Genomic DNA, 25,272 nt, shown 5'->3' with positions numbered 1-25,272 from the left:
TCCGCTCAACGTGGCAAGAACAGCAGCCACACGATGAGCAGCACGTTGAACAGCACCGACACGCCGAGCGCGAGCTGGTAGAGCGCGAGCGGGTCGCGGCGGATCAACGGCGTGGCGGCGGGCGCGTTCACAGGGCGGGAGGCGCCGCGCTCCAGCGCGAGCAGCAGCTCCTCGGCGGTTTCGAAGCGCTCGCGCGGATCGCGGGCGACAGCCTTGCGCACCAGATGGTCGAGCCAGATCGGCACGTCGGGGCGGATGCGCGAGAGCGCGACCGGATCGCGCCGGTAGCGCGCCACCTGGTAGGGCTCGATCTCGCCGTAGGGCAAATGGCCGGTGAGCCACTGGTACAGCGTGACGCCGAGCGCGAACAGGTCGCTGGCCGCGTCGGCGGTGCCGCCCTCCTCCCACTGCTCGGGGTTGATGTAGCTGGGCGTGCCGGCATGCAGCTCGCGCTGGGCAGCACCTTCTCTTCCGGACAGGGCTACGCCGAGGTCGATGATGCGCCAGCGCCCGTCGTCGCCCAGGTGCAGGTTGCCGGGCTTGATATCGCGATGGATCACGCCCTGGCGGTGCAGCCGGCCGAGCGCACGGCTCAGCTCAACGCCGGCGGCCACCACCTCGGCCACCGCACCGCGCGCGTTCGCCTTGCGCAACTGCTCCAGCGTGCGCCCGCCATGCCAGTCGAACACGATGTACAGCGCGCTCGCGTTCTCGGCGCGCTCGTGCACACGAACAAAACCGCTGCCGCCAATACCTCCGACACGCAGCCCCAGCCACGCCTCGTGCGCCAGCATCGCGCGTTCCTGCGGATCGCCGGCACGCGAGGGATGCAGCGTCTTCAGCGCGACCAGCTCGCGCGTCTGCGGATGACGCGCCTGGTACAGCAGGTGCACGCCAGTGTCGGCCACCAGCGCGGTGATGGCGTAGCCGTCGAGCACGTCGCCCACCTTCAGCGCGGGCGGCGGTGCGAGCCGGCGGCCGTCGCCGAGCTCGTCGTCGAGCTGCCGCGCATCGAGCCCCACCACGCGGATGACCAGCGCGGTCGCGTTGTCGCGCGAGCCGGCGTCGAGCGCCGCATGTACCAGCGCCTCGCTGGCCGCTTCGGCATCGCCCTGCAGGGCCAGCGCGGCCACCTGCTGCGGCTTGAGCACGCCGTGCACGCCGTCGGAGCTCAGCACGAAGCAGTCGCCCACGCGCACGTCGCCCTGGGCGTAGTCGACGCGCACCTGGTCGTCGAGGCCGATGGCGCGCGTGAGCCGGCTGCGCATGTCGGGGTGATCGAAGGCGTGGTCCTGCGTGAGCGGCACGGCCGGCCCGCCGCCGGCGCGCACGCGCCAGGCGCGCGTGTCGCCCACGTGCGCCAGCGTGTAGCTCTGGCCGTGCAGCACCAGTGCGGTGAGCGTGGTGAGCGCCGTGCCGCCGTCCTGCTTGCTCTGGCGCCGGCGGTTGTGGTCGGCCAGCCAGCCGTTCTGCGCGCCGATCAGGCGGTCGAGCGCGGCGGTCGGCTCCCAGGTGGCGGGCGTGGCGAAGTAGTCGGCCAGCAGGCCCATCACCGTGGTCTGCGCGGCTTCGCGGCCGTGCCCGCCGCTGGACACCCCATCGGCAATGGCCGCAATGAGGCCGCGGGCCTCGTCGCCCGGCGGCGCATGCACTGCACCGGCGAAGTCTTCGTTCAGCTCGCGCGGTCCGCGCTGGCTGCTGTAGCCGATGTCCACTTCAAAGCTCATGGCGCGATTCTGAACGCGCGCCGCGGGCGCTCCTTTGCTTGATTTCCCTGAAAGGTCCAGCCCCATGAAGAAAATGAAACTCGTGATGGTCGGCAACGGCATGGCCGGCGTGCGCACGCTCGAAGAGCTGCTGAAGATCGCGCCCGAGCTGTACGACATCACCGTCTTCGGCGCGGAGCCGCATCCCAACTACAACCGCATCCTGCTGTCGCCGGTGCTGGCGGGCGAGCAGACGGTCGACGAGATCGTGCTCAACAGCTGGGAGTGGTACACGGACAACAACATCACGCTGCACGCCGGCAAGAAGGTGGTGGAAGTCGACCGCGTCAAGCGCATCGTGCGCGCCGTGGATTCGCAAGGCGATGTCACCGAGGCCGCCTACGACCGCCTGCTGATGTGCACCGGCTCCAACCCCTTCATGCTGCCGGTGCCCGGCAAGGACCTGAAGGGCGTGATCGCCTACCGCGACATCGCCGACACCGACTACATGATCGAGACCGCGCGCACGCACAAGAACGCGGTGGTCATCGGCGGCGGCCTGCTGGGCCTCGAAGCCGCCAACGGCCTGATGCTGCGCGGCATGAACGTGACGGTGGTGCACGTGATGCCTTGGCTGATGGAGCGCCAGCTCGACGACGTGGCGGGCAAGCTGTTGCAGAAGTCGCTGGAAGACCGGGGCCTGAAGTTCCGGATCGGTGCGCAGACGCAAGACCTGTTGGGCGGTGAAGACGGCCGCGTCAAGACCATCCGCTTCAAGGACGGCACCGAGGTGGCGGCCGACCTGGTGGTGATGGCCGTGGGCATCCGCCCCAACGTGGAGCTGGCCGAGAAGATGCGCCTGCACTGCAACCGCGGCATCGTCGTCACCGACACCATGCAGACGGTGACTGACGCGCGCATCTACTCGGTCGGCGAATGCGCGGCTCACCGCGGCATTGCCTACGGCCTGGTCGCGCCGCTGTTCGAGCAGGCCAAGGTGGCGGCCAACCACCTGGCGCAATTCGGCATCGGCCGCTACCTGGGCTCGCTCACCTCCACCAAGCTGAAGGTGACGGGTATCGACCTGTTCTCGGCCGGCGAGTTCATGGGCGGCGAAGGCACCGAAGAAATCGTCATGAGCGACCCCTTCGGTGGCGTCTACAAGAAGCTGGTGATCAAGGACGACAAGCTGGTGGGCGCCTGCCTCTACGGCGACACGGTGGACGGCAGCTGGTACTTCAAGCTGCTGCGCGACGGCCGCAGCGTGCACGACATCCGCGACAAGCTCATGTTCGGCGAATCGAACATCGGCGACACCGGCCACGAGGGCCACAACAAGGCCGCGACCATGCCCGACGACGCCGAGGTCTGCGGCTGCAACGGCGTGAGCAAGGGCACCATCTGCAAGGCCATCAAGGAAAAGGGCCTGTTCACGCTCGACGAGGTGAAGAAGCACACCAAGGCCAGTGCCAGCTGCGGCTCGTGCACCGGGCTGGTCGAGCAGATTTTGATGTTCACCGCCGGCGGCGACTACTCGGCCACGCCGAAGAAGAAGGCCGTGTGCGGCTGCACCGACGCGAGCCACCAGGACGTGCGCGACGCGATCCGCAAGGAGCACTACCTGACGCACGACGAGGTGTATCGCAACCTCGGCTGGCGCACGCCCAACGGCTGCGCCACCTGCCGCCCGGCCATCAACTACTACCTGATCAGCACCTGGCCGAAGGAGGCCAAGGACGATCCGCAGAGCCGCTTCATCAACGAGCGCAGCCACGCCAACATCCAGAAGGACGGCACCTATTCCGTCATTCCGCGCATGTGGGGCGGCCACACCACGCCCGACGAACTGCGCCGCATTGCCGACGCGGCCGACAAGTACAAGATTCCGACCGTCAAGGTCACGGGCGGCCAGCGCATCGACCTGCTGGGCGTGAAGAAGGAAGACCTGGAAAACGTCTGGAAGGACATCGGCATGCCCAGCGGCTTTGCCTACGCCAAGTCGCTGCGCACGGTAAAGACCTGCGTGGGCAGCGAGTGGTGCCGCTTCGGCACGCAGGACTCCACGCAGATGGGCAAGGACCTGGAGCGCGCGCTGTGGGCCATGTACTCGCCGCACAAGGTCAAGCTGGCGGTGTCGGGCTGCCCGCGCAACTGCGCGGAGGCCGGCATCAAGGACGTGGGCGTGATCGGCGTCGACTCGGGCTGGGAACTCTACGTGGGCGGCAACGGCGGCATCAAGACCGAGGTCGCGCAGTTCCTCGTGAAGGTGAAGACGGCCGAGGAAGTGATGGAGTACTCGGGCGCCTTCCTGCAGCTGTACCGCGAAGAGGGCTGGTACCTGGAGCGCACGGTGCACTACATCGGCCGCGTGGGGCTGGACTACGTGAAGAAGAAGATCCTCGACGACGCCGAAGGCCGCAAGGCGCTGTGGGAACGCCTGCAGTTCGCGCTCGACGGCGAGCCCGATCCGTGGTTCGAGTCAGCGCAGGCTTCGGTCGATGTGCGGCAGTTCACGCCGCTGACGGCGCCGATCGACACCCACCAGACCGCCTGAAAGGAGACACCATGAGCGATTGGAAAGTCATCTGCCGCATCGACGACATCCCCGTGCTCGGCGCCCGCCGCGTGGCGCGGCCTGCCGGCGTGGACGTTGCCGTGTTCCGCAACGCCGAGAACGAGGTGTTCGCGCTGCTCGACCGCTGCCCGCACAAGGGTGGCCCGCTGAGCCAGGGCATCGTGTTCGGCACCAGCGTGGCCTGCCCGCTGCACAACTGGGCCATCGGGCTGGACGACGGCTGCGCCAGGTCGCCCGACGAAGGCTGCACGCCGAAGTTCGCCGTGAAGGTGGAAGACGGCGTGGTGCACCTGGACGCGGGCGAACTGGCCACGCACGCCATCGACCTGGAGCGCCCGGTCGCCGGCCCGAAGCCGTTCGCGGTGCTGACGGTTCTGCCGCTGGAATAACCCATGACGCTTGAGACCCGCTCCACCTGCCCCTACTGCGGCGTCGGTTGCGGCGTCATCATCGAATCGCAGGGCAGCGAGATCACCGGCGTGCGCGGCGACCCTGACCACCCGGCGAACTTCGGCCGGCTGTGCACCAAGGGCTCGACGCTGCACCTCACGGCCAGCGCCACGGTCACGCGGCAGACGCGGCTGCTGCAGCCCATGCAGCGCCTCGTGCGCGCAGAAGCGCCCACCGCGGTGACGTGGGACACCGCGCTCGACAACGCCGCCGGCAAGTTCGCGCAGGTGATCCGCGACCACGGCCCGGACTCGGTCGGCTTCTATGTGTCCGGCCAGCTGCTGACCGAGGACTACTACGTCTTCAACAAGCTCGCCAAGGGCCTGATCGGCACCAACAACGTCGACACCAACTCGCGCCTGTGCATGAGCAGCGCCGTGGCCGGCTACAAGCAGACGCTGGGCGCCGACGCGCCGCCGGCCTGCTACGACGACCTGAAGCATGCCGATTGCCTGTTCATCGTGGGCAGCAACACGGCGTGGGCGCACCCCATTCTTTTTCGCCGCATCGAGGACGCGAAGGCCGCGAACCCGGCGCTGAAGATCGTGGTGGCCGACCCGCGCCGCACCGACACGGTCGAGATCGCCGACCTGTTCCTGCCCATCCAGCCCGGCACCGACGTGATGCTGTTCAACGGCATGCTGCACCTGATGCTGTGGGAAGGCTGGATCGACGCGAAGTACATCGCGGCGCACACCAACGGCTTCGACGCATTGAAGGCGACGGTGCGCGAGTGCACGCCGGACAAGGTGGCGCAGGTGTGCGGCATCCCGAAGGAAGACCTGCTCGAAGCGGCGCGGCTGTTCGCCACGTCGCCCGCCACGCTGAGCCTGTACTGCCAGGGCCTGAACCAGTCGTCGAGCGGCACGGCGAAGAACGCTGCGCTCATCAACCTGCACCTGGCGACCGCGCAGATCGGCCGCGCCGGCGCGGGCCCGTTCTCGCTGACGGGCCAGCCCAATGCGATGGGCGGGCGCGAAGTCGGCGGCCTCGCCAACCTGCTGAGCGCGCACCGCGACCTGGCGAACCCCGATCACCGCGCCGAAGTGGCCGCGCTGTGGGGCGTGCCCTCGGTGCCCGAGAAGCCGGGCAAGACGGCTGTCGAGATGTTCCAGGCCGCGGCCGACGGCGAGATCCGCGCGCTGTGGATCGCCTGCACCAACCCGGCGCAGTCGATGCCCGACCAGGCCACGGTGCGCCGCGCACTGGAACGCGCCGAGTTCGTCGTGGTGCAGGAAGCCTTTGCCACCACCGCCACCTGCGCCTTTGCCGACCTGCTGCTGCCAGCCACCACCTGGGGCGAGAAGGAAGGCACCGTGACCAACAGCGAGCGCCGCATCTCGCGCGTGCGCCCGGCCGTGCCGGCGCCCGGCGAGGCGCGCAACGACTGGTCGATTGCAGTGGCCTTCGCGCACCGGCTCGAAAGGCAGTTGAGTCGCGCGTTCACGCTGTTCCCGTACGAGACGGCCGAATCGGTCTGGAACGAGCATCGCGAATCCACGCGCGGGCGCGACCTCGACATCACCGGCATGAGCTACGCGATGCTGGAAACCGCCGGCCCGCAGCAATGGCCGCTGAAGGAAGGCGAAAGCACCGGCCGCGTGCGCCTCTATGAAGACGGCGTCTTCCCCACGCCCGATGGCCGCGCCCGCTTCGTCGACACGGTCTACAAGCCGGTGGCCGAAGCCCGCGAGGCCCGTTACCCTTTCTCGCTGAACACCGGCCGCCTGCGCGACCAGTGGCACGGAATGAGCCGCACCGGCACCGTCGGGCGCCTGTTCGGCCATGTGTCTGAGCCGGTGGTGCAGATGAACGCGCAGGACATGGCGCGCCGCCAGATCCGCGAAGGCGACCTGGTGCACCTGACGTCGAAGCGCGGCTCGATCATGCTGCCCGCGCGTGCCAGCGCCGAGGTGGGGCTGAGCCAGGCGTTCGTCGCCATGCACTGGGGCGAGGAGTACCTGAGCGGCTGCTCGTCGAACGGCACGCGGCTCGCGGGCATCAACGCGCTGACCACGCCGGCCTACTGCCCGACCTCGAAGCAGCCCGAGCTGAAGCACACGCCGGTGAAGATCCTCAAGGCCGAGCTGCCGTGGTCGCTGCTGGCCATGGCCTGGCTGCCCGATGGCGACGCGCTGGCCGCGCACCGCGCGCTGCAGCCGATGATGGCGCTGTTTCCTTTTGCGACCTGCGTGCCGTTTGCCGGCAACACGCAGGGCGCCGAACGCAGCGGCCTGCTCTTTCGCGCCGCCGCGCACGACGCGCCCGACGACGCGCTGGTCGAGAAGATCGAAGCCCTGCTCGGCCTGCAGACCGCCGACACCCTGCGCTACGCCGACCGCCGCCGGGGCCAGCGCCGCTCGGCCCGGCTGGTGCGCCGTGCCGACGGCAGCGCGGGCCTCGAAGCCTTCCTGCTGGGCGGCGACACCAGCGCCGAAACCTGGATCTCCACGCTGCTGCGCGAGGAACTGCCGGCGCAGAGCTACGGCCGCCTGCTGCTGTCGCCGGGCTCGAAAGCGCCGGTGGCGGTGCAGTCGCGCGGCAAGACGGTGTGCACCTGCTTCAACGTGGCGGACGTGGCGATCCAGACCGAACTGGGCCGCTGCACCGGCACCGCCGACGAGCGGCTGGCCAAGCTGCAGGGCGCGCTGAAGTGCGGCACCAACTGCGGGTCGTGCATTCCGGAACTCAGGCGCATGGTGCGGGCTACGCCAGCCGAAGCGATGGTGGAAGCCCCATGACAGCCCTGTGCATAAGCCGAATGACATTCCGGCATAAGCGTTGCAGGACAATCCGCCTACCCATGGGAATCAGCCAATACATCAAGGAAATCGGCCGCGGCGCGCGAGGCGCCAAACCGCTCACGCGCGAACAGGCCACCGACCTGTTCGGCCAGGTGCTGGACGGCACCGTCACCGACCTCGAAATCGGCGGCTTCTGCCTGGCCATGCGCATCAAGGGCGAAACGCCCGAGGAAATGGCCGGTTTTCTCGATGCCACCCATGCGCGGCTGAACCGCATTCCGGCGGGCGACCGGGCGCTGGTCGTGCTGCCCAGCTACAACGGCGCGCGCAAGCTGCCGGTGCTCACGCCGCTGCTGGCGCTGCTGCTGGCGCGCGAAGGCCTGCCGGTGCTGGTGCACGGCAGTGCGAGCGAAACCTCGCGCGTGCTGGCGTCGAACGTGCTCTCGGCGCTCGATGTTCCGCCCATGACCGCCATCCGCCCCATCGCCAACGGCGAAGCGGCCTTTGCGCCCACCGAACTGCTGAACCCCGCGCTCAAGCGCCTGCTCGATGTGCGCCGCGTGGTCGGCCTGCGCAACCCGGGCCACAGCGTGGTGAAGCTGATGCAGCCCACCGCCGGCCCCTGCGTGGTGGTGGCCAGCTACACACACCCCGAATACGCCCGCACCATGGGCGAGACCTTCGAGCTCACGGGCATGACCGCCCTGCTCTCGCGCGGCCTCGAAGGCGAAGTGGTGTCCGACCCGCGCCGCACCGCGCAGATCGACGGCTTCGTGCGCGGCGTGCGCACCGAACTGCAGGCGCAGCAGGCCGGCACCACCGCCGAAGTGCCGGGCCTGCCGAAGGAAATCGACGTCGCCACCACCGCCGACTACACGCGCCGCGTGCTGGCCGGCGAGCTTCCCGTGCCCGAGGCCATTGCGGCGCAAGTCAGGCACATCACGCAACTGGCATCCCACGCATGAACAACGACACCCCCACCTCCCTCATCACCGGCCGCTGCACGCTGGTGGGCGCCGGCCCCGGCGACCCGGAGCTGCTGACCGTCAAGGCCGTGAAGGCAATCCAGGCCGCGACGGTGCTGCTGGTCGACGACCTCGTGAACGACGAGATCCTGGCCTACAGCCGCCCCGGAGCGCGCATCGTGCACGTGGGCAAGCGCGGCGGCTGCAAGAGCACGCCGCAGGCATTCATCGAGCGGCTGATGATCACCGCGGTGCGCGAAGGCGAGACGGTAGTGCGCCTCAAGGGCGGCGACCCGTTCATCTTCGGCCGCGGCGGCGAAGAAGTGGAGCACCTGCGCGAAGCCGGCATCGAATGCACCGTGGTCAACGGCATCACCGCCGGCCTGGCGGCCGTGACCGCGCTGGGCGTGCCGCTCACGCACCGCGACCATGCGCAGGGCGTGGTGTTCGTCACCGGCCATGCCAAGACAGGGGCCGGCGCAGCCGAGGACCCGACCGACTGGCGCGCGCTGGCCGCGACCGCGTACAACGCGCGGCTCACGCTCGTTATCTACATGGGCGTGTCGGGCGCCGGGCACATCGAACGCGAACTGCTGCAAGGCCTGCCGGGCGACACGCCGGTGGCCGTCATCCAGCATGCGAGCCTGCCGCACCAGCGGCACATCGCGACCACGCTGGGCAACCTGCAGAACGGCATCGCCGAGGCCGGCCTGGCCAGCCCGGCTGTGATCGTGGTGGGCGACGTGCTGCGCGGACTGGCAGCCGTCGAGGTACCGGTGGACGCGGACAAGTTCGGTACCTGATCGGCACCTGACCAGGGCGAGGACAGCACGAGCGGCACGGGCGCCGCGCACCACAACGTGGCATGGATCGTGCTGAGCCACCGGCAATGAATGCCGTCGCCACGCCCGAACCCGCCGCCGTCGAGATCGTCGCGCTCACCAAGCGCTATGCCCCCGGCACACCGGCCGCCGTCGACCAGATAGACCTGCGCATTGCCAGCGGCAGCTACTGCTGCCTGCTCGGCCCGTCGGGCTGCGGCAAGAGCACCACGCTGCGCATGATCGCGGGCCACGAGTCCGTCACCAGCGGCGACATCCTGCTGGACAACCGCAACATCACCGACCTGCCCGCGGCCGCGCGCGGCACGGCGATGATGTTCCAGAGCTTCGCCCTGTTCCCGCACCTCTCGGCCACCGACAACGTGGCCTTCAGCCTCAAGATGAAAGGCGTCGGCAAGGCCGAGCGCCACAAGCGTGCCAACGACCTGCTCGAACGCGTGGCGATGGGTCACCTGGCCAACCGCAAGCCCGGTGAGCTTTCCGGCGGCCAGCAGCAGCGCGTGGCACTGGCGCGAGCACTCATCACCGAGCCGCGCGTGCTGCTGCTCGACGAGCCGCTGTCGGCGCTCGACCCCTTCCTGCGCATCCAGATGCGCGCCGAGTTGCGGCGCTGGCAGAAGGAACTGGGCCTGACCTTCGTGCACGTCACGCACTCGCAGGAAGAGGCGATGGCGCTGGCCGACACCATGGTGGTGATGAACCACGGAGTGATCGAGCAGGTCGGCTCGCCGCACGCGGTCTACAACCACCCGGCGAGCGAGTTCGTGGCGCGCTTCATGGGCGGCCACAACGTGTTCGACACGCCGGCCGGCCCGATCGCGGTGCGCAACGACCGCATGCGGATCGCCGCGGCTTCGGAGGGCGACGCGGCTGGCACTGCCCTTGCCGCCACCGTTACCGACGTCGAATACCAGGGCACCTACGTGCTGCTCGGCCTGGCGCTCGAAGGCGCTGCCGCCGGGCGCCAGAACGTCTCTGTGCTGCTCGGCGAAGCCGCTTTCCTCGCGCGCCCCTATGCGCACGGCGAGGCGGTGCGCCTCTCATGGGCCGAAGCCGACGCGCGCGTGCTCGGCCCCGGCGTCAAGCCGCCGGGCGAGCGGGCTTCGGCGCCCGCCAACGCCGGGGCTCGCCAGCGCGACGACACGGCCGCGCTCGCCATGACCCTGTGAGCGCATCCGCAACCTGCTTCTCTTTTTCCTGCGTTCGTTTCTTTCCACTTTTTTCTCTGGAGACTCAGCCATGACCGATTCCATCGACTCGTCCAACGGCGTCAAGCGCCGCACCCTCCTGCAAGGCACCGCCGGCATCCTGGCCACGGGCATCGCGCCCTTCGTACATGCGCAGGAAAAGATCGTGCTGCGCTACCTCGGCACCGCGGTGAACCAGGACAAGGCGATTGCCGAAAAATTCAAGGCCGACACCGGCATCGAGATCCAGTACGTGGCCGTGACCACCGACGACGTGACCAAGCGCGCCGTGACCGCCCCCAACAGCTTCGACCTGATCGATACCGAGTTCTTCTCGCTCAAGAAGATCGTGCCGACCGGCAACCTGAAGGGCATCGACACCAAGCGCGTGAAGAACGCCGACAAGATCACCTCGCTCTTCACCAAGGGCGAAGTTGCGGGCAAGAAGGTCGGCAGCCAGGGCACGGCGCCGGTCAAGGTGATCTATCTCGAGGGCGAGAAGAGCAAGGTCTTCGCGAAGTCGGCCACGCAGTTCATGTCGCTGATCCCGACCACCTACAACGCCGACACCCTGGGCATCCGGCCCGACCTGATCAAGCGCCCGATCTCTTCGTGGGCCGAGCTGCTGAACCCCGAGTTCAAGGGCAAGACCGCGATCCTGAACATTCCGTCGATCGGCATCATGGACGCCGCGATGGTGGTGGAGGCCAAGGGCATCCACAAGTACGCCGACAAGGGCAACATGACCAAGGCCGAGATCGACCTGACGATCAAGACCCTGATCGAAGCCAAGAAGGCCGGCCAGTTCCGCGCGCTGTGGAAAGACTTCAACGAGTCGGTGAACCTCATGGCCTCGGGCGAGGTTGTGATCCAGTCGATGTGGTCGCCCGCCGTCACGGCCGTGCGCAGCAAGGGCATCGACTGCACCTTCCAGCCGCTGAAGGAAGGCTATCGCGCCTGGGCCTCGGGCTTCGGGCTGCCGGCCACGCTCTCGGGCAAGAAGCTCGACGGCGCCTATGAGTTCATCAACTGGTTCCTCGACGGCTGGGCTGGTGCGTACCTCAACCGCCAGGGCTACTACAGCGCCGTGCTCGACACCGCCAAGACCAAGATGGAAGCCTACGAGTGGGCCTACTGGATGGAAGGCAAGCCCGCCGCGCAGGACATCAAGAGCCCGCAGGGCGACGTGATCGCCAAGGCGGGCTCGGTGCGCGACGGCGGCAGCTACGAACAGCGCATGGGCGGCATCGCCTGCTGGAACGCCGTGATGGACGAGAACGAGTACATGGTCCGCAAGTGGAACGAGTTCGTCGCGGCCTGACCTTCGACCTGAGCTTGTGAGCGCCCCCTCGACCAGCGCGTCCGTCGCCACCACGCCCATCCATGCTGTGAAAGCATGGTGGCAGGCGGCGCCGTTCGCGCTGGTGTTCCTGCTGTTCTTCCTGGTTCCGCTGGCGCTGGTCGCGATGGTCAGCCTGTGGAACTTCAACGAATACGAGCTGATCCCTGCGGTCACGCTGCGCAACTACCTGAGCCTGTTCGAGGGCTGCTCGCGCCTCACCGATAACGGCGACCTGTGCGTCACGCTCAACACCTACCTGAGCACGTTCAAGTTCTGCGTGCTGGTGTGGGGCATCACGCTGCTGATCGGCTTTTCGGTTGCGTACTTCCTGGCGTTCCACGTGCGCTCGTCGACCATGCAGACGGTGCTGTTCGTGCTGTGCACGGTGCCCTTCTGGACTTCGAACGTGATCCGCATGATCTCGTGGGTGCCGCTCTTGGGACGCAACGGGCTGGTCAACCAGGCGCTCATGGGCCTGGGCCTCGTGAACCAGCCTGTGGAGTGGCTGCTGTTCTCCGATTTCTCGGTGGTGCTGGCCTTCGTGCACCTCTACACGATGTTCATGATCGTGCCGATCTTCAACAGCATGATGCGCATCGACCGCTCGTTGCTCGAAGCAGCCAGCGACGCGGGCGCCTCGGGCTGGCAAACGCTGTGGAACGTGGTGGTGCCGCTGTCGCGCACCGGCATCCTGATCGGGTCGATCTTCGTCATCACCATCGTGATGGGCGACTTCGTCACCATCGGCGTGATGGGCGGCCAGCAGATCGCCTCCATCGGCAAGATCATCCAGGTGCAGACCTCGTACCTGCAGTTTCCGCTGGCTGCGGCCAACGCGATGATCCTGCTGGCTGTCGTGCTGATGATCATCTGGGGGCTGACGCGGCTGGTCGACATTCGAAAGGAGCTCTAGGGTGAACCTGGATTCTTCCGTTCTGTTTGGGGTGCGTCGTTCGGGGCGCGCTCACGCCCTGAAGGAAAAATACAAATGAGCCAACGCATAGGCGAACAACGCAGCCCTGGCTTCTGGCCTCTCGCTACGGTCTTCGCCCTGTTCGTGCTGTTCCTCTACGGCCCGATGATCACGATCTTCGTGCTCAGCTTCCAGGGCCCCGAGGGCGGTCTCACCTTCCCGTTGCGCGGCGTCTCGCTGCACTGGTTCTACAAGCTGGCTGAAGGGCTGGGCACAGTGGACATCGGCGCGGCCTTCAGGCGCTCGCTGGCGCTGGGCGCGGTGGTGATGGCCTTCACTGTCGTGCTGTCGGTGCTGGCGGGCCTGGCGTTCCGCAAGAAGCTCGCGGGCAGCAACGCCCTGTTCTTCGTCACGGTGGCCAGCCTCATCATGCCGTCGATCATCATCTCGCTCGGCATCGGCCTGCAGTTCCGGCTGATCGACACGGGCATCAAGAGCGTGCTGACGGCGATGGACGCGACCACGCTGCTCGAAGGCTACGGCACCGCGCTGGGCCTGTTCAGTTCCGCCCTCGGCGCGCACCTGACCTGGACGCTGCCCTTCGGCTTGCTCATCATGTTCGCGGTGTTCAACCGCTTCAACCCCGCCTACGAAGAAGCCGCGCGCGACCTCGGCGCCACGCCGTGGCAGACCTTTCGCTTCGTGGTGCTGCCGCTGATCGGCCCGTCGATCGTGGGCATCGGCATGTTCGGCTTCACGCTGTCGTGGGACGAGATCGCCCGCACCTCGCAGGCCATCGGCGACGTCAACACGCTGCCGCTCGAGCTGCAGGGCCTGACGTCGACCGTCACCACGCCGTCGATCTATGCGCTGGGCACGGTGACCACCGTCGTGTCGTTGCTCGTGATGGCCGTGGCGCTGGGCTCGGCCGCGCTGCTGCGCCGCAGGGCTGTGCGGCCCAGGTGAGATTTTTCCTACAGCCGCCTCTAAAATCGCGCTCCAACACAAAGTACAAGCGAGAGAGGCGGGCATGCTGGACATCGACAAACTCAACGAATTCACCCATAACCACGGCGAACTGCGCCGTGGCCAAGGGCTGGTCACAGGCACCATCGCGCTGAGCCTGGCCATCCTGTGCTTCCTCGGCGTACTGGCCTTCCACTTTCCGCAGTACCTCACCACGCCCGAACTGCGCAAGAGCTACAACGTCGACGTGATGCGCTACATCCTGCTGGCGGCGCTGGTCATCGCGGGTGGGCTGTCGCTGGTCAACATCATCTTCAACCGCTCGCGCTGGCTCTCGTCGGCGGCGTTCCTGCTGGTGGTGGCGTCGGCGCTGCTCGGCGGGCACAAGGTGCCGGTGCACGACTTCGCGGACAACACGCCGTACATCGGGCTCGACTGGTTCATCCTCGACCTGCTGGGCTCGTCGCTGATCTTCATCTTCATCGAGAAACTCTTTGCGCTGCGCAAAGACCAGCCCGTGTTCCGCGAAGAGTGGCAGACCGACTTCCATCACTTCGTGGTGAACCACATGATCGTGGGCTTCGTGCTGCTGGCCACCAACCTGATGGTGCACAAGCTCTTCGGCTGGGCCGCCAATGACGGCATTCGTGGCTGGGTGGGCAACCTGCCGTTCTGGGCGGGGCTGCTGCTGATCGTTCTGGTGGCCGACCTCGTGCAGTACTGGACGCATCGCGCCTACCACGAGGTGCCGGTGCTGTGGCGCCTGCACGCGGTGCACCACAGCGTGAAGAGCATGGACTGGATGGCGGGCTCGCGCCAGCACATCCTCGAACTGCTGATCACGCGCACGCTGGTGCTGGCGCCCATCTACGTGCTGGGCTTCAGCAAGGACGTGATCGACGCCTACATCGTGGTGGTCGGCTTCCAGGCGGTGTTCAACCACTGCAACGTGAGCGTGCGGCTCGGTCCGCTGCGCTACCTGATCGTGACGCCCAACTTCCACCACTGGCACCACAGCCAGGACCAGGAAGCACTCGACAAGAACTACGCGGCGCACTACGCCTTTCTCGACTACATCTTCGGCACCGCGGTGAAGAGCACCAAGCTCTGGCCCGAAAAATACGGCGTGCTGGGCGACTACGTGCCCAACGGCTTCTTCAAGCAGCTGAAGTTTCCGTTCATCTGGAAGGGCTGATGCGCGCCGCGTTCAAGACCGCCGCGGTCGTCGTTGCCGCGGGCGCAGCCCTGCTGCTCACGGCCTGCGCCACCCGCATCGACCTGCCGACCAAGGATGCCGGCTTGCGCCTACGGGTGCAGAGCTCGGTCATCGCGCCGGGCAACGGCGGCGAACTCATCGCGGCCGACGCACTGGAGCCCGGCGACATCCTGCTGACCTCCATCGCCACGGTGAATTCCTTCGGCATCCGGCTGGGCACCTTCTCGCCGGTGAGCCACGCGGTGCTGTACCTCGGCGACGGCCAGATCGCCGAAGCCGTGGGCACCGGCGTGCGCGCGCGGCCACTGGCCGATCTGGTCGATGAAGAGCAGATGGTGGTGGCCTTTCGCGTGCCGGGCGTCGACGAAGCCGGTGCCGGGCGCATGCGCGAATGGGCGCTGTCGCAGGTCGGCGCGCGCTACAACACCGTGGGCGTGCTGCTGAACGCGCCTTTCGTGCTGAACCGGCGCCTGTGCGAACTACCGCTGGTGCCAAGCGCGGTCAGCAACTACTGCGTGAGCGGCATGGCCATGGTGCAGCTGGGTGCGAGCCGCGACGACCAGTTCTTCTGCTCGCAGTTCGTGCTCGAGGCCTACAAACAGGCTGGCCTGCCGATCACCAGCGCCGACCCGCGCTGGGTGAGCCCGTCCGACCTGCTGCACATGCGCGAGGGCGACGTGCCCTCCATTGCCGCCACGCAGCCGCTGCGCTACGTGGGCCACCTGAAATACAACCCGCCGCCGCTGCTCGCGGCAGACGGCCCTTGAGCGCGGCCGCTTCATCGCGCTTCGACGTCGTCGTGATCGGCGCCGGGGCTGCCGGGCTGTTCTGCGCCGGCGTGGCGGGCCAGCGCGGGCTCAGGGTGCTGGTGGTGGACCACAGCGAAAAGGTGGGCGAGAAGATCCGCATCTCGGGCGGCGGGCGAGCCAATTTCACGAACCGCGACCTCGACGTGCGCGCACCGCAGCGCCACTTCATCGGCGACAACCCGAATTTCTGCCGCTCGGCGCTGTCGCGCTATGCGCCGCAGCAGTTCATCGAGCTGGTGCAGAAGCACGGCATCGCCTTCCACGAGAAGCACAAGGGGCAGCTGTTCTGCGACGGCTCGTCGCAGCAGATCGTCGACATGCTGCTGGCGGAATGCGCGGCGGGTGGGGTGGAGCGGTGGCAGCCGTGCAAGGTCGGGAAGATTGCGTTTTCTGGCGCTGACGCCGATGGATCGGGTGCTGGCAGCTATCAAATCGAGAGCGATCGCGGGCTGATCGAAACGCCGAAGATCGTGGTGGCCACGGGCGGCCTGTCGATCCCGCAGATCGGTGCCAGCGACTTTGGCTACCGCCTTGCCGAGCAGTTCGGCCTGCGCCTCGTCACCCCCCGTCCGGCACTGGTGCCGCTGACCTTCGGCGGCGAAGGCTGGGCGCCGTATGCCGAACTGGCCGGCCTGGCGCTGCCGGTGCGCATCGAGACCGGGGCGAAGAAGGAAAAAATGGCCTTCCTCGAGGACCTGCTCTTCACCCACCGAGGCCTGTCGGGCCCGGCGGTGCTGCAGATTTCGAGCTACTGGAAGCCCGGCACCCCGCTCACGCTGGATTTCGCGCCCGGCGTGAACGTGGCAGAGGCGCTGGGCGAAGCCAAGCTGCGCTCGAAGAAACGCATCGCCAACGAACTGGCCACGCTGGTGCCCTCCCGGCTGGCCGACGCCTGGGTCGGGCAGGATCCGGCGCTGCAGCGCCCCGTCAACGAAGCTGCGGACAAGGCGCTGGCGGCCCTGTCGGAGCGCATCGCCCGCTGGCAGATCACCCCCAGCGGCACCGAAGGTTACAAAAAAGCCGAGGTCACGGCCGGCGGTGTCGACACCCGCGACCTGTCGTCCCAGACCATGGAATCGAAGCAGCCGGGCCTGTATTTCATCGGCGAAGTGGTCGATGTGACCGGCTGGTTGGGCGGATACAACTTCCAATGGGCCTGGGCGAGCGCCCACGCGTGCGCAACCGCGCTATAATCGCGGGCTAACTCTTGGCCTCCCCTCAACGGCCGCAAAAAGTTTTCAGTTGAGGAACCCCGGCTTGGGGCCTCGATCTCTCCAGGCCAAATTCATTTCAACGATTCATCAATGACCACCATCCGCGTTAAAGAAAACGAGCCCTTCGACGTCGCACTGCGCCGTTTCAAGCGCACCATCGAAAAGCTCGGCCTGCTGACCGACCTGCGCGCCCGCGAGTTCTACGAAAAGCCGACCGCCGAGCGCAAGCGCAAGAAGGCCGCCGCGGTCAAGCGCCACTACAAGCGCGTGCGCAGCATGCAGCTGCCCAAGAAGCTGTACTAAGCAACACCCAGGGCGGCCGGCTCCAGACGAAAGTCAGCACCGCCGCCCCGTTGCCTCAGCCGCGCCAGGGAAACCTGCCGCGGCTTTTGTTTTTTCCGAAAGGTTGCCGAATGACTCTCAAAGAACAAATCACCGAAGACATGAAGACGGCGATGCGCGCCAAGGACTCCGAGCGCCTGGCCACCATCCGCCTGCTGCTCGCGGCCCTGAAGCAAAAGGAAGTCGACGAGCGCGTGGAACTCGACGACACCATGGTCGTCGCCATCGTCGACAAGATGGTCAAGCAGCGCAAGGACTCGATCGCGGCCTTCACCACCGGTGGCCGCCCCGATCTGGCCGACAAGGAAGCTGCCGAGATCAAGGTGCTGGAGGCCTACCTGCCCCAGCGCATGAGCGCCGATGAAACGGTGGCCGCCGTGAAGGCCATCGTGGCCGAGCTGGGCGCCAGCGGCCCCGGCGACATGGGCAAGGTGATGGGCGTGGTCAAGACCCGCCTCGCCGGCAAGGCCGACATGGGCCAGGTCAGCGCAGCGGTCAAGGCCGCTCTGACGGGCGCCTGATGATGAACAGCACCGGCAGCAGCCCCTCCGCCACGATCCCCAAGGCCTGCGCCTGCATGGTTGACGCGCGGGGCCGGCTGCTGGTGTTCCGCCATCCCGAGGATGGCAACATGCAGCTGCCCAAGGGCACCATCGAGCCCGGCGAATCGCCTGAAGTGGCGGTGCGCCGCGAGCTGCTCGAGGAATCGGGCCTCGACTACACCGGCCCGCTGCAATCGCTGGGCACGCTGCACCGCGAATGCGAAGCCGGCGTCGAAGGCAACACGCACCGCCACCCGCAGCTGTGGCACCTGTTCCTGATGCGCGCCCAAGGCGCCCTGCCTGAAACCTTCACGCACATGGCCACGGGCAGCCCTGAAGAGGAAGGCCTGGTGTTCGCGTTCCGCTGGCTCGAAGCGGGCGATGCACTCGATGACTTCGCCCTGCCCTACCGCCAGACCATCGAGCGCGTTCGCGCTGCCCTGCTGCTGGCAGCCTGACTTCGGCTCACAGCCCGGCGCGCGCGGCCATGTAAAGCCCCAGCAGCGCCAGCCCGATCAGGAAGCAGCGCTTGAACACCGCCACCGACAGCCGCTGCCGCAGCCAGGTCCCGAGCACCATGCCGCCGATGGCCGGCACCAGCATGGCGATCGACCCGCCCATCGCCGACATCGGATAGCCCCCGTTCCCGACCAGCCCGATGGCCAGCACCACCGTCGAGGTGGTGAAAGAGATCCCCATCGCCTGGATGAGCGAATCGCGCTGGAACCCCAGCGCCTGCAGGTACGGCACCGCCGGCACCGCGAACACCCCGGTCCCCGCCGTCACCAGCCCCGTGACGATGCCCACCAGCGGCCCCATCCAGCGCGCCTGCGCGTCGGTCACGTGAAGCTGCCGCCCGGTCAGCCCCCAGACCGCGTAGACGACCAGCGCCACCCCGAGCGCGAACGAAGCCCAGGCCCCCGCCGGCACGCCCAGCCACAGCGCCCCGCCCAGCGTGCCGATCACCACCCCCACCTGCATGCCGCCGATGCGCCGCAGCACCGGCATGAAGGTCGCGCGCGGCCCGGTCTGCCAGATGTTGGTGACGAGCGACGGCACGATCAGCAGCGCCGCGGCCTGCACCGGCGACATCCACAGCGCGAGCAGCGCCATCGACACCGTCGGCAGCCCGAGGCCGACCACGCCCTTGATCACCCCGGCCAGCAGGTACACCGCCGCGGCGGCGGCCCAGAAACTCGTTGTGTCGATCGAATGCGTCATCGGGACACGACTCTGCCGACGAAGCCGGCCTCTGGAAATCGGGCATTCGCAGAGGTAGCCTCAGGCTGCGGCTGAGGCTCCTGGTGCACACTCCGCCGAACCATGCGATTCGATCTCACCGACCTGCGGCTCTTCCTCAACGTCGTCGAAGCCGGCAGCCTCACCGGAGGCGCCGGGCGCTCGCACATGACGCTGGCCTCCGCCAGCCAGCGCGTGCGCGGCATGGAAGACGCGCTCGGCAGCCCGCTGCTCACCCGCCACGCGCAGGGCGTGCGCCCCACCGAGGCCGGCCGCACGCTGCTGCACCACGCGCGCGTCGTGCTGCAGCAGATGGAGCGGCTGCGCGGCGAACTCGGCGAATACGGCCAGGGCCTCAAGGGACACGTGCGCTTCATGTGCGGCACTTCGGCGCTGACCGAGCACCTGCCCGAGGTGCTGAGCCGCTTTCTCGCCGAGCATCCACGCATCTCGGTCGACCTCGAGGAGCGTCCCAGCCCCGACACGGTGGACGCGCTGCGCGCCGGCCTGTGCGACATCGGCATCGTCTCGGACGCCATCGACAGCGAAGGCCTCGAATGCCACCCCTTCCGCCGCGACGACCTCGTGCTCGTGATGCCACGCGGCCACTCCCTTGCCGGACGCCGGCGTCTGCAGCTGGCCGACGTGGTCGACAGCGAATTCGTGGGCCTGCCCGCGGACAGCGCGCTGCAGCTGCTGATCACCCAGCATGTGCGTGCGCTGGGCAAGCACCTGGCCTACCGGGTGCGCGTGCGCAACTTCGAGGCCGTGTGCCGCATGGTGGAGTACGGCATTGGCGTCGGCATCGTGCCGCAGACCGCGGCTGAGCGCTGCGCCCGCTCGATGAAGATCGCGCGCGCCTCGCTCGCCGACAAATGGGCCGAGCGCACGCTGATGGCCTGCGTGCGCTCGTCGGAAGACCTGCCGCTCAACGCCCGGCGCATGCTCGAGCACCTGATCGCGCCTACGGAAGAAGCTACGAGGAAGTGACGGGCTCCCCAAACTCGATCTGGATCTTCACGTCGGTCGCGCGCCCCGCAGCGGCCTCCTCGAAGGCCTCGATGCCATCTTCGAACGCGAAGGTGCGCGAGATGAAGGGCTTCACGTCGACCTGGCCCGACGCGATCAGCGCCAGCGCGCGCGGGAAGATGTTGGCGTAGCGGAACACCGACTCGATGCGCGCCTCCTTCGCCTGGATGGCGACGATGTCGAAGGCCACCTTGGCAGCGGGTATGCCCACCATCACGAGGCAGCCGCCGGGACACAGCAGCTCGAAGATGTCGTCGAAGGCGCGCGCGCTGCCGCTGGCTTCGAACACCACGTTGGCGCCCCAGCCGTCGGTCAGCGACTTCACGGTGTCGGCGAGCTTGGTGTTGCGCACATCGACCGTGGTGACGGCCGGGTTGTCCGCAAACAGCGCCAGCTTCTCCGGCACGAGGTCCGCGAGGATCACGCGCGCCGCGCCGCCCGCAAGTGCAGCCAGCGCCGTCATCGCGCCGATGGTGCCCGCGCCGATGACCACCGCCACGTCGCCCGGCTTCAGCGCCGCCTTCTTCGCGGCCTGCAGACCGATGGCCAGCGGCTCGACGATGGCGCCCTCGCCGAAGCTCACGTTGTCGGGCAGGCGGAAGGTGAAGGCCGCCGGGTGCACCACGAAGGGCGTAAGACAGCCGTGGATCGGCGGCGTCGCCCAGAAACGCACGGCAGGGTCGAGGTTGTAGATGCCTTCGAGCGTGGCGCGCGAGTCCATTTGCGGAATGCCGGGCTCCATACATACGCGGTCGCCGGGCTTCAGGTGCGTGACTTCCGCCCCCACCTCGGCCACCACGCCCGAGGCCTCGTGGCCCAGGATCATTGGATCTTCCACCACATAGGGGCCGATGCCGCCGTGCTGGTAGTAGTGAACGTCGCTGCCGCACACGCCCACGGTGTGCATGCGGATCTTCACGTCGCGCGGCCCCATGTCCAGGGGAAGGTCTACGTCGCGCAGCCTGAGCTCGTGCGCTTTTTCCAGAACCAGTGCTTTCATTTCTTTTCGTCCTTGAAGGGGTGTCGGGGGTGTCAATGCAAAGGGGTGTCGGTGCGCAGCAGCGAGGCACCGGTGTCGATGTCGAACAGGTGCACCTGCAACGGATCGGCCACGAAACGCACCGCATCGCGCAGCCGCGGGCATTGGGCCGAGGGCATCAGCGCGGCGATTTCGCTCTCGCCCTGCCCGAAGCTCACCAGCACTTCGTTGCCGAGGTATTCGATGAGCTGCACCTCGCCGGCAAAGCCCCCTCCGCGACCGCCTTGCGTGTCGACCTGCAGGTGCGCGGGCCGCACGCCCAGCGTCACGCGCTCGCGGCCTTCGAGTGCAAAGCGGCGCGCGTCCACAAGCACGGTGCCCTCGCGGCCCGCCAGCTCGAAGTAGCCATCGGCGTCACGCACCATCATCTCGACCAGGTTCATCGGCGGCGTGCCGATGAAGCCGGCCACGAAGGCCGAGCGCGGCCGCTCGAAGATCTCGCGCGGCGAGCCGACCTGCTCGATGCGCCCGTCGCGCAGCAGCACGATGCGGTCGGCCAGCGTCATGGCCTCGTGCTGGTCGTGCGTGACGTACACGGTGGTGGTCTTCAGCGCCTGGTGCAGCCGGGCTATCTCGATGCGCATGTGGTTGCGCAGCTTGGCGTCGAGGTTGGACAGCGGTTCGTCGAACAGGAACACCTTGGGCGTCTTGATCATGGCGCGCGCAATCGCCACGCGCTGCTGCTGGCCGCCCGACAGCTCGGTGGGCCTGCGCTGCAGGTACCGCTCCAGGCCCAGTGTGTCCGACACCTCCTTGATGCGCGCATCGATCTCGGCCTTGGGCACCTTCAGGCGCTTGAGGCCGAACGCGATGTTGTCACGCACGCTCATGTGCGGATAGAGCGCGTAATTCTGGAACACCATGGCAATGCCGCGCTCCTGCGGCGGCAAGTCGTTCACGCGCTGGCCGCCGATCAGCAGGTCGCCGTCGGAAATATCTTCCAGCCCCGCGAGCATGCGCAGGATGGTCGATTTGCCGCAGCCCGAGGGGCCCAGGAACACGACAAACTCGTTGTCCGACACGTCGAGGTCGAACTGGTGCACGACCTGTGTTTCGCCGTAGCGCTTGATGATGTTGTGACAGCTGATTGCGGACATGTTGTTCTTCGAGGGAAAGGAAATGATCTGGCTCATGCTGCGTCGCGCTTGCGCTTGAAGGCGGCGTTGAGGAAGCCGCTGAGCACGCCGACCATCAAGAGCGGTGGCAGCGACAGCAGGATGACCGAGGCATTCAAGATGCCCCACGGCACGTCGCGCCCGAGTTGGCTCAGCTCCGAGGCAACGATGGGCAGCGTCTTCGCGTCCGACGTTGTGAGCATCAGCGCGATGAGAAACTCGTTCCACACCAGCACGAAGCCGAAGGCGATGGCGCCGACCAGCGAGCGCGCGGCAATCGGCAGCGCCACTTTGAAGAAGATCGCATAGGGGCCGTAGCCGTCGACGCGACCCGCCTCTTCCACCTCTTTCGGCACAGCCTTGAAGGCCGGTATGGCGAGCCAGATCACGGTCGAGAGCGTGAGCAGCGTGTAGGTAACGATCAGCGCGAAGCGCGTGTCGTACAACTCCAGCTGCAGCCAGATCACCATGAGCGGAATGGCCACGGCCACGGGCGGCAGGAAGCGCATCGACAGCACGAAGAACTGGATGTCGTCAGCCCAGCGCAGCGGATAGCGGGCGAGCGCATAGGCAGCCGGCAGCCCGAGCACCGCGCCGGCAATCACTGCCGCGCCCACCACCACGATGGAATTGAGCAGCCCCTGCGCCACGGCCTCGCGGCTCAGCACGTAGACGTAGTTCTCCAGTGTCGGCGTAAAGAAGATCTTCGGCACTGCCGAGACGATGTCCACCCGGTTCTTGAACGAGTTGAGAAAGGTCCAGAACACCGGCACCAGTGCGGAGAGCCCTGCGGCGACCAGCACCAGCCGGGCTAGCAGCGTGCCTGGGGCGAACGGGGTTTTCTTTTTTGGCAAAGCGCTCATTTCGGTCGCGTCCATTTCCAGATGTAGGTGAACGCCACGGTCGAGGCGACCATCATCAGCACAGCCATGCTCGACGCGTACGAGATACGCCCAGACTCGATGAAGCCCTGCGAGAAGGCGTACATGTCCAGCGTCTCGGTGGAGATGCCGGGCCCGCCACGCGTCATCACGTAGATCAGGTCGAAGGCACGCAACGACTCGACCATCTTCACGAACGTCAGGCTGATAAGCGGCGCCTTCAGCATCGGCAGCGCGACGTACGCATACACCTCCCAGGTCTTCGCATGGTCCATGCGCGCGGCCTCGAAGGGCTGTGGCGGCAGCGTCTCGAGCAGCTTCAGCACGATGACCGCGAAGAACAGCCCCCACTGCCACACGTCCACGAACGCCACCGTCATCAGCGCCGTGAGCGGGCTGGCCAGCAGGTCCAGCGGTTCGCCGGTGATCGCCTTGTACGGATACGTCAGCAGTCCGAACAGCGGATGAAAGGCGAACTTCCACACGAAGGCGGCCGACACGCGCGGCAGCAGCACGGGCACGATGAACAGCATCGACAACACGTTGCGCCAGCGCGCGGTGGTGCACTGGAACAGCAGCACACCCAGCAGCACCGCGAGCCCCATGGTCGCGCTGACCGTCAACACCTCCCACACCAGCGACACCCGCACGGAGTTGAGAAAGCGCCGATCGGAAAACAGCTGGATGTAGTTCGACAGCCAGACCCAGCTGGAATCGGCCTGCCCGAGCTCGCGGTCTTGCAAGGAGATGCCGATCGCGAACAGCGTCGGCACCAGCGCCAGCACCGCGAGCACCAGCAGGCCCGGCCCGATGAAGACGACCGGCAGCCTTGTCTTTTTTCGTTTCTCCCTGGCGGCCATCACTTCTTGCGCCGTGCGATCAGTTGCTTCGCGTAGGCGTCGAGCTCGTCGAGGCCGGCCTTGATGTCGGTGCGCGAGCCGGTGATCAGCTCTTCGAGAATGATCCCCCAGCGGTCGCCGAGGTCGGGCCAGGCGGCGTCCTGCCAGAAGTTCACGGCCGTGAGCTTGCCGGTGTCGGCCAGCGCCTTGCCGAGGTCGGCGCCATAGCGCTTGGCGAACTCGGGGCTGCCCAGCACGCTGGTACGGTTGAGCTCGCCGAACTGGCCTTCGGCGAGGCGGCGCTGCTCCTGCTGCTTGGAAGTGGCCCAGGCGACGAACAGGCCCGCGCACTTCTTCGCCTCCTCGGTCTTGTTGGCCTTGGCACCGATGGCCAGCCCGTGGCCGTAGCCGCCGCCGGTCAGCGGCGTGGGCGGCGGCAGGTAGGCGACCTTGCCGATCACGGTCGACATCTTGGGGTCGAGCGCGTTGCCCGCCAGTGGGGTCGACTCGATCAGCATCGCCACCTTGCCCGCGAGGAAGGCGCCGGTGGCCTCGTCCCAGCCGCCTGTCTTGGTGCCGGGCGCCGAGTACTTGAACAGGTCGAGGTAGGTCTGCGTGGCCTTCACCGCGGCGGGCGAATCGAACACGGGCTTGTCGCCGTCGAACCACTGGCCGCCGTAGCCGCGGAAGAACGGCATCCAACGCCACACGTTGGCACCCGAACCGCGCTGGCCGCGCAGGGCCACGCCGTAGATGCCGTGGGCCGGGTCGTTGAGCTTCTTCGCGGCTTCGGCGAATTCCTCGAGCGTGGTGGGCGGCTTGATGCCGGCCTTTTCGAGCAGGTCCTTTCGGTAGACCAGCAAGTCGCCGCCACCGGTGAGCGGCGCAAACCAGGCCTGGCCGTCGAAGGTGGCGACCTTCTGGCGGCCGGGGTCGAAGTCGGCGTAGTCGTAGTCGGCCGGGTAGTACCTGGCAAGCGGCACGATCCACTTCGACTGGGCGAACAGCGGCACGTTGGCCTCGTCGACGTAGTACACGTTGTACTTGCCGACGGTCGAGGCGTCGGCGCGGGTCTTGGTGCGGCGGTCGTTCTCGTTGAGGTTGTCGATGCTGAACGATGCGCCGCTCAGGGCCTTGAACTCGTCCTTGTACTTTTCCAGCAGGGTCAGTCCGTCGCGCGGCTGGGACAGCACGCGCACATCGTCCTTGCAGGCCTGCTGCGCCTGCGCATGGCCCGCCGCGGCCAATGCCGCCAGCAACAGTGCGCCGGCCTTGATGCGGCGCGTGGTTCGGTTCGTCATCGTTCGTCTCCTGGTC

At 67.4% G+C, this 25,272-nt stretch carries 23 protein-coding genes; 16 read left to right on the top strand and 7 right to left on the bottom strand.

Features of this window, described 5'->3' with window-relative positions; translation table 11 throughout:
- Positions 1-5: 5 nt before the first annotated feature.
- Positions 6-1,727, bottom strand: a complete 1,722-nt coding sequence (locus tag ACTG4X_RS12855) for a protein kinase domain-containing protein (protein ID WP_440533948.1) — start codon at positions 1,725-1,727, stop codon at positions 6-8.
- A 64-nt stretch (positions 1,728-1,791) separates the two neighbouring features.
- Between ACTG4X_RS12855 and nirB the strand changes: the two genes are divergently transcribed.
- From nirB to ACTG4X_RS12780, 15 genes are all read left to right on the top strand, one after another.
- On the top strand, positions 1,792-4,260 hold the full coding sequence (gene nirB / locus ACTG4X_RS12850) for a nitrite reductase large subunit NirB (protein WP_354337490.1): 2,469 nt from the start codon (positions 1,792-1,794) through the stop codon (positions 4,258-4,260).
- Positions 4,261-4,271: 11 nt separating this feature from the next.
- A complete protein-coding gene (gene nirD / locus ACTG4X_RS12845) occupies positions 4,272-4,670 on the top strand; it encodes a nitrite reductase small subunit NirD (protein ID WP_093057868.1) in 399 nt (132 codons plus the stop codon).
- A 3-nt stretch (positions 4,671-4,673) separates the two neighbouring features.
- The gene (locus ACTG4X_RS12840) at positions 4,674-7,472 is read left to right on the top strand and encodes a nitrate reductase (protein ID WP_440533947.1); all 2,799 of its coding nucleotides are present in this window, start codon (positions 4,674-4,676) and stop codon (positions 7,470-7,472) included.
- A gap of 62 nt (positions 7,473-7,534) precedes the next feature.
- Entirely contained in the window at positions 7,535-8,440 is a 906-nt protein-coding gene (gene ybiB, locus ACTG4X_RS12835) for a DNA-binding protein YbiB (protein ID WP_426392324.1), read from the top strand.
- The gene (gene cobA / locus ACTG4X_RS12830) at positions 8,437-9,243 is read left to right on the top strand and encodes a uroporphyrinogen-III C-methyltransferase (protein WP_093057871.1); all 807 of its coding nucleotides are present in this window, start codon (positions 8,437-8,439) and stop codon (positions 9,241-9,243) included. Before ybiB ends, cobA begins: the two co-directional genes overlap by 4 nt.
- 86 nt (positions 9,244-9,329) lie before the next feature.
- Positions 9,330-10,451 carry an ABC transporter ATP-binding protein gene (locus ACTG4X_RS12825; RefSeq protein ID WP_093057872.1) on the top strand — a complete coding sequence of 374 codons (1,122 nt, stop codon included), beginning with the start codon at positions 9,330-9,332 and terminating at the stop codon, positions 10,449-10,451.
- 70 nt (positions 10,452-10,521) lie between these two features.
- Entirely contained in the window at positions 10,522-11,790 is a 1,269-nt protein-coding gene (locus tag ACTG4X_RS12820) for an ABC transporter substrate-binding protein (protein WP_093057873.1), read from the top strand.
- A 16-nt stretch (positions 11,791-11,806) separates the two neighbouring features.
- Positions 11,807-12,724 carry an ABC transporter permease gene (locus ACTG4X_RS12815; RefSeq protein WP_093057874.1) on the top strand — a complete coding sequence of 306 codons (918 nt, stop codon included), beginning with the start codon at positions 11,807-11,809 and terminating at the stop codon, positions 12,722-12,724.
- A 75-nt stretch (positions 12,725-12,799) separates the two neighbouring features.
- A complete protein-coding gene (locus ACTG4X_RS12810; protein WP_093057875.1) occupies positions 12,800-13,690 on the top strand; it encodes an ABC transporter permease in 891 nt (296 codons plus the stop codon).
- 64 nt (positions 13,691-13,754) lie between these two features.
- Positions 13,755-14,885 (top strand): sterol desaturase family protein, encoded by a 1,131-nt coding sequence (locus ACTG4X_RS12805; protein WP_093177663.1) that lies wholly within the window; start codon positions 13,755-13,757, stop codon positions 14,883-14,885.
- Positions 14,885-15,673, top strand: coding sequence for a YaeF family permuted papain-like enzyme (locus ACTG4X_RS12800; RefSeq protein WP_093177664.1), 789 nt, complete (start codon positions 14,885-14,887; stop codon positions 15,671-15,673). Before ACTG4X_RS12805 ends, ACTG4X_RS12800 begins: the two co-directional genes overlap by 1 nt.
- On the top strand, positions 15,670-16,908 hold the full coding sequence (locus tag ACTG4X_RS12795; protein ID WP_307617113.1) for an NAD(P)/FAD-dependent oxidoreductase: 1,239 nt from the start codon (positions 15,670-15,672) through the stop codon (positions 16,906-16,908). The genes ACTG4X_RS12800 and ACTG4X_RS12795 overlap by 4 nt, the downstream gene beginning before the upstream one ends.
- A gap of 111 nt (positions 16,909-17,019) precedes the next feature.
- A complete protein-coding gene (gene rpsU, locus ACTG4X_RS12790; protein ID WP_007833691.1) occupies positions 17,020-17,232 on the top strand; it encodes a 30S ribosomal protein S21 in 213 nt (70 codons plus the stop codon).
- Between the two features lie 110 nt (positions 17,233-17,342).
- Complete coding sequence (locus ACTG4X_RS12785) at positions 17,343-17,792, top strand: GatB/YqeY domain-containing protein (protein WP_093057879.1); 450 nt, start codon at positions 17,343-17,345, stop codon at positions 17,790-17,792.
- A complete protein-coding gene (locus ACTG4X_RS12780; protein WP_256216920.1) occupies positions 17,792-18,271 on the top strand; it encodes an NUDIX domain-containing protein in 480 nt (159 codons plus the stop codon). Before ACTG4X_RS12785 ends, ACTG4X_RS12780 begins: the two co-directional genes overlap by 1 nt.
- A gap of 7 nt (positions 18,272-18,278) precedes the next feature.
- On the opposite strand, the gene ACTG4X_RS12775 is transcribed toward ACTG4X_RS12780, so the two are convergent.
- On the bottom strand, positions 18,279-19,034 hold the full coding sequence (locus ACTG4X_RS12775) for a sulfite exporter TauE/SafE family protein (RefSeq protein WP_440533946.1): 756 nt from the start codon (positions 19,032-19,034) through the stop codon (positions 18,279-18,281).
- A gap of 102 nt (positions 19,035-19,136) precedes the next feature.
- Here ACTG4X_RS12775 and ACTG4X_RS12770 point away from each other — a divergent pair, with 102 nt between their 5' ends.
- Positions 19,137-20,042: a LysR family transcriptional regulator gene (locus ACTG4X_RS12770; RefSeq protein ID WP_440533945.1), complete on the top strand. Its 906-nt coding sequence runs from the start codon at positions 19,137-19,139 to the stop codon at positions 20,040-20,042.
- On the opposite strand, the gene ACTG4X_RS12765 is transcribed toward ACTG4X_RS12770, so the two are convergent.
- The 5 genes from ACTG4X_RS12765 to ACTG4X_RS12745 are packed head-to-tail and all read right to left on the bottom strand — an operon-like array spanning position 20,029 to position 25,256.
- On the bottom strand, positions 20,029-21,081 hold the full coding sequence (locus tag ACTG4X_RS12765) for an NAD(P)-dependent alcohol dehydrogenase (protein ID WP_440533944.1): 1,053 nt from the start codon (positions 21,079-21,081) through the stop codon (positions 20,029-20,031). The two genes, ACTG4X_RS12770 and ACTG4X_RS12765, sit on opposite strands and share 14 nt — an antisense overlap.
- Positions 21,082-21,113: 32 nt before the next feature.
- Complete coding sequence (locus ACTG4X_RS12760; RefSeq protein ID WP_440533943.1) at positions 21,114-22,217, bottom strand: ABC transporter ATP-binding protein; 1,104 nt, start codon at positions 22,215-22,217, stop codon at positions 21,114-21,116.
- 32 nt (positions 22,218-22,249) lie between these two features.
- A complete protein-coding gene (locus ACTG4X_RS12755; protein ID WP_440533942.1) occupies positions 22,250-23,098 on the bottom strand; it encodes a carbohydrate ABC transporter permease in 849 nt (282 codons plus the stop codon).
- Positions 23,095-23,976, bottom strand: coding sequence for a carbohydrate ABC transporter permease (locus tag ACTG4X_RS12750; protein WP_093057883.1), 882 nt, complete (start codon positions 23,974-23,976; stop codon positions 23,095-23,097). Before ACTG4X_RS12750 ends, ACTG4X_RS12755 begins: the two co-directional genes overlap by 4 nt.
- A complete protein-coding gene (locus ACTG4X_RS12745; protein WP_440533941.1) occupies positions 23,976-25,256 on the bottom strand; it encodes an ABC transporter substrate-binding protein in 1,281 nt (426 codons plus the stop codon). Before ACTG4X_RS12745 ends, ACTG4X_RS12750 begins: the two co-directional genes overlap by 1 nt.
- Positions 25,257-25,272: the final 16 nt, after the last annotated feature.

Origin of the sequence: Variovorax sp. YR566 (genome assembly GCF_051992195.1) — a bacterium.
GTDB lineage: Bacteria > Pseudomonadota > Gammaproteobacteria > Burkholderiales > Burkholderiaceae_C > Variovorax.
This window is presented reverse-complemented; position numbering and strand designations above follow the sequence as displayed.